The organism is Alcanivorax sp. HI0083, from assembly GCF_001635175.1.
On the sequence record NZ_LWFX01001510.1, the window covers coordinates 1 to 3,614 of the forward strand.

The window sequence follows — 3,614 nt, forward strand, 5'->3', positions numbered from 1 at the left end:
TCACGGCGGCGGCGGTGGAGAAGCCGGCGTGGAAGATGAACTGCTGAATTTCCTGCTCGGAAAGTTGCGCGTCGGCGGCGATCAGGCCTCGCTCGATGGCTTTTTGGCGCACCGCATCGGTATCGATGCCTTTGCCGTCGTCGGACAGGGTGATGACCACCTCGCCCCCTTCACGACCCAGTTCCAGGTTGATGCGGCCGGTGCCGTCCTTGCCGGCAGACTGACGGCCTTCGCGGGTTTCGATGCCGTGGTCCACGGCATTACGCAGCATATGCTCCAGCGGGGCGACCACTCGCTCCATCAGGGAGCGGTCCAGTTCGCCTTCCGGGTTGAGCACATCGAAGTCCACGCGCTTGTCCACTTCGCCGGAAATCTGCCGAACGATACGACGCAGGCGCGGCACCAGGCGGCTGAAGGGCACCATGCGGGTGCGCATCAGTTTTTCCTGCAGCTCGGTGTTGATGCGTGCCTGCTGCAGCAGCAGGGTTTCGGTGTCCTTGTTGCGATCCAGCAGGGTGTTCTTCAAATCCAGCAAGTCCGAGGCGGACTCGGACAGCTGCTTGGTGATCTGGTGCAGCTCGGAGTACTGGTCCATTTCCAGCGGATCGAAGTCCTCGTCGTATTCGCCCAGATCCACGCCCTTCTGGTAGTTGGACATGATCTGCGCTTCGGTTTCCGAATCCAGCCGGCGTAGCTGTTCGTAAAGGCGCTGCACCGTGTTGCCCATCTCTTCCACGTTGAAGGCGAACTCGGTGATGCCCTGCTCCACCCGGCCACGGTTGATGGAGGTCTCCCCTGCCAGGTTGACCAGAGCCTCCAGCACATCTGCGCCAACCCGTACCATTTCCTGCGGTTGCGCCTGGTTCTGGCGCTGGCGCCGGTCGTCTTTCTGCGGCTGCTGTGGCGCCGGCTGCTTGTCGGTGGCTGCCGGTAAGGTGCTGGCCGGTGCTGCGGCATCCGGAGTCTCTGCGACCGGAGCGCGGGTTTGTGCGGCCGCAGCGACGGACTCCATGCCCCGATTGATCTGGTCGTGCCAATCCAGCATGGGCTGGAAGTCGCTCTGGGCGGGCGTCTGGCGACGGCTTTCCAGGTCCAGCAAATAGGTTTCGAAATCGTGGCTGATGTCGCCCAGCTGTTTGAGGCCGGCCAGCCGTGCGCCTCCTTTCAGGGTGTGCAGCGCCCGTTTCAGATCGTCGATAAAGTCGGTGCTTTCCGGATGATCTTTCCAGGAGGTCAGGCAGGCATCGATGATGTCCGACAGTTCTTCGGACTCTTCCAGGAAAATTTCCAGAATTTCCGGGTCGCTGTCCGATTGCCATACGTCATCGGCGGCAGACGTTACTGGTGCCGGTGTGTCGTCATCGCTCACCGACGCGGTGGTTTCTTGGATGGCGGGTTGAGCGGCAGGCGTCGCCGCCATGGCGGGCAGGGTGAAGCCTGCCGGATCGGCCACATAACCATGGATGGCAGTGATCAGTACGTCGCCACTGGGCAATGGCCGGTTGGCTTTCAGGGCTTCTACCATTTCCGCCAGCTGGTCGTGGCAGCGGTGGAGCAGATCAAACAAGGCGGGCTCAATGGCCAGCTGGCTCTGGGCCAGGCCTTCGTACAGGGTTTCCAGTTCGTGGCCCAGGTCACCCAGTTCCGGCACTTCGGCCATGCGGGCACCACCCTTTAGGGTGTGCAGATCCCGTTGCAGGGATTGCAGCTCAATCAGATTGTCCTGTTGGCTGATCCACAATTCCAGGCTGTTGCCGGCGGATTCGAGAATTTCATCCGCTTCTTCCAGGAAAATGTCCACCAGCTCCGGGTCACGCTCCGGTTGAGGGGGCGCATCGGTGGGCTCGGGCGCGTCCTCAACCGCAACGGGCGCGGGGGCGTCTGTGGCATCGGTGAGGGGGGCACTCGAGCGGTCGTCAAATCCGCCAGTGTCGGCGGGCTGCGTGTTGGCATCGTCGACGCTGGTGGTGATCGGGCCGGGGGCTTCGCCACGAATGAACGCCTGAATGGCGGCCACCAGTGCCGGTGCATCGGCCGGAGTGGTGTTGGCCTGCAGGTTTTCGATCATCACTGCCAGGCTGTCATGGCACTGATGCAGCAGCTGGAACAGGGCAGCATCAGACTCCAGTTGCCCGGCGTTATAGCCTTCGTAGAGGTTTTCCAGTTCGTGGGCCAGATCGCCTACCGGGGCAACACCGGCCATGCGGGCGCCGCCCTTCAGGGTGTGCAGATCGCGCTGCAGGCTGCTCACATTACTGCTGTCGCCGGCTTCCCACTGGTCAAGAATGTGGCTGGCAGACTCGAGAATTTCTTCGGCCTCTTCCAGGAACAGTTCGACCAGCTCCGGGTCCAGGTGGGCTTCGTAGCGGCTGCTGTCTGCCGTGTCGTCAGGTTGCTCCGTAGCGGCGGCTGTATTGCTCTGCTCAGTGTCGCCGCTGTCGATGGGCAGTCCGCCGCCGGGGCCGCCGTCCGGGCCGTCGCTTTCGGCCAGCTCGCGCAGGGCATCCACCAGTCCCAGTTCCGGGCGTACGGTCTGGCCAGCAGCCAGGCAGTCCATCATGTTCATCAGCGCGTCCTGACCTTCGCCGGCCAGGGCAAAAAGACGTTCGCTGTACGGCAGCCGGCCGTTTTCCACCGCGCTGTAGCAGCCTGCCAGGGCCGCGGCCAGGTCATGAATTTCGCTGAGACCGGCGGTGGTGGCGCTGTTGGACAGCAGCTCCAGTTCGTCGCGCAGACGTACCAGTTCATCGGTGTGCGCGGGGTGTTGGGCCCACTGGCTGAGCAGTTGCTCTGCATCCACGATCAGGTCCATGCCTTCGGACAGGAACACGGAAAGGATGTGCGGGTCCGGGCCGGCGCTGCCGGTGTCCTGCAACTGATCGCGTTGTTGATTCAGTGACTGGATCAGGGCGTCGGCGCCGGGCAGATGGGCCGGCGGGGTCGGGTCCATCTGCTCCAGGCTGGTGAGAATCAGGTCGTGGCTCTGAGCCAGCAGGTCCACCTGTTGCTGGCTGGCGCGGCGGTTGCTGCTGATCAGGTCCCGGGCCAGTTTTTCGGCCGGCTCGGCCACTTCGGCCACGGCTTCGATTTCAGCCATGCGCGCACTGCCCTTTAGGGTATGCAGGGCGCGATGCACGCTGTCATCGACCTGATGCTCGGACAGGTCCGGGTCGTTGCTGGCCAGCCATTGAGCGATCAGGGCGAGATTGCGGCGGGCCTCGCTGGAAAAGATTTCCAGCAGGACGGGGTCCGGCCCGTCTTCTCGGCTGTCATCGTCAGGGGCATCGTCGCTCATGTCGGGAATATCGGACAGGCTCTCAGCGGCGCTCTTGCTGGTGCTGGTTTCGTAGTCCGGTTCCTGCTCGGGCAGATCCAGGGTGATGCTGTCGTCGATGTCGGTGAGGTCGTTGTCTACGGACAGCAGCTGGATGTCATCGCTGCTGTCACCTTCGTCCCATGGGTCCAGGGTGTCTTCACTGGCGGCGGCGTCAAACGCGGCCAGGTCTTCCGCAGACAGGCTGTTGTCGGCGGAGGTGGCGTCTGCGTTTTCAGCGGACGGCAGCTCGGTGAGCTCCAGGCTGTCGCTGTCGGGGTCGCCCTGTTCGTCTGCTTCC

1 protein-coding gene is annotated in these 3,614 nt (G+C 63.3%); it reads right to left on the reverse strand.

What is annotated here, in order from left to right; translation table 11 throughout:
• Positions 1-3,614, reverse strand: a 3,614-nt coding sequence (locus A3754_RS22810; RefSeq protein ID WP_197468793.1) for an Hpt domain-containing protein, incomplete at both ends; no start/stop codon positions are given.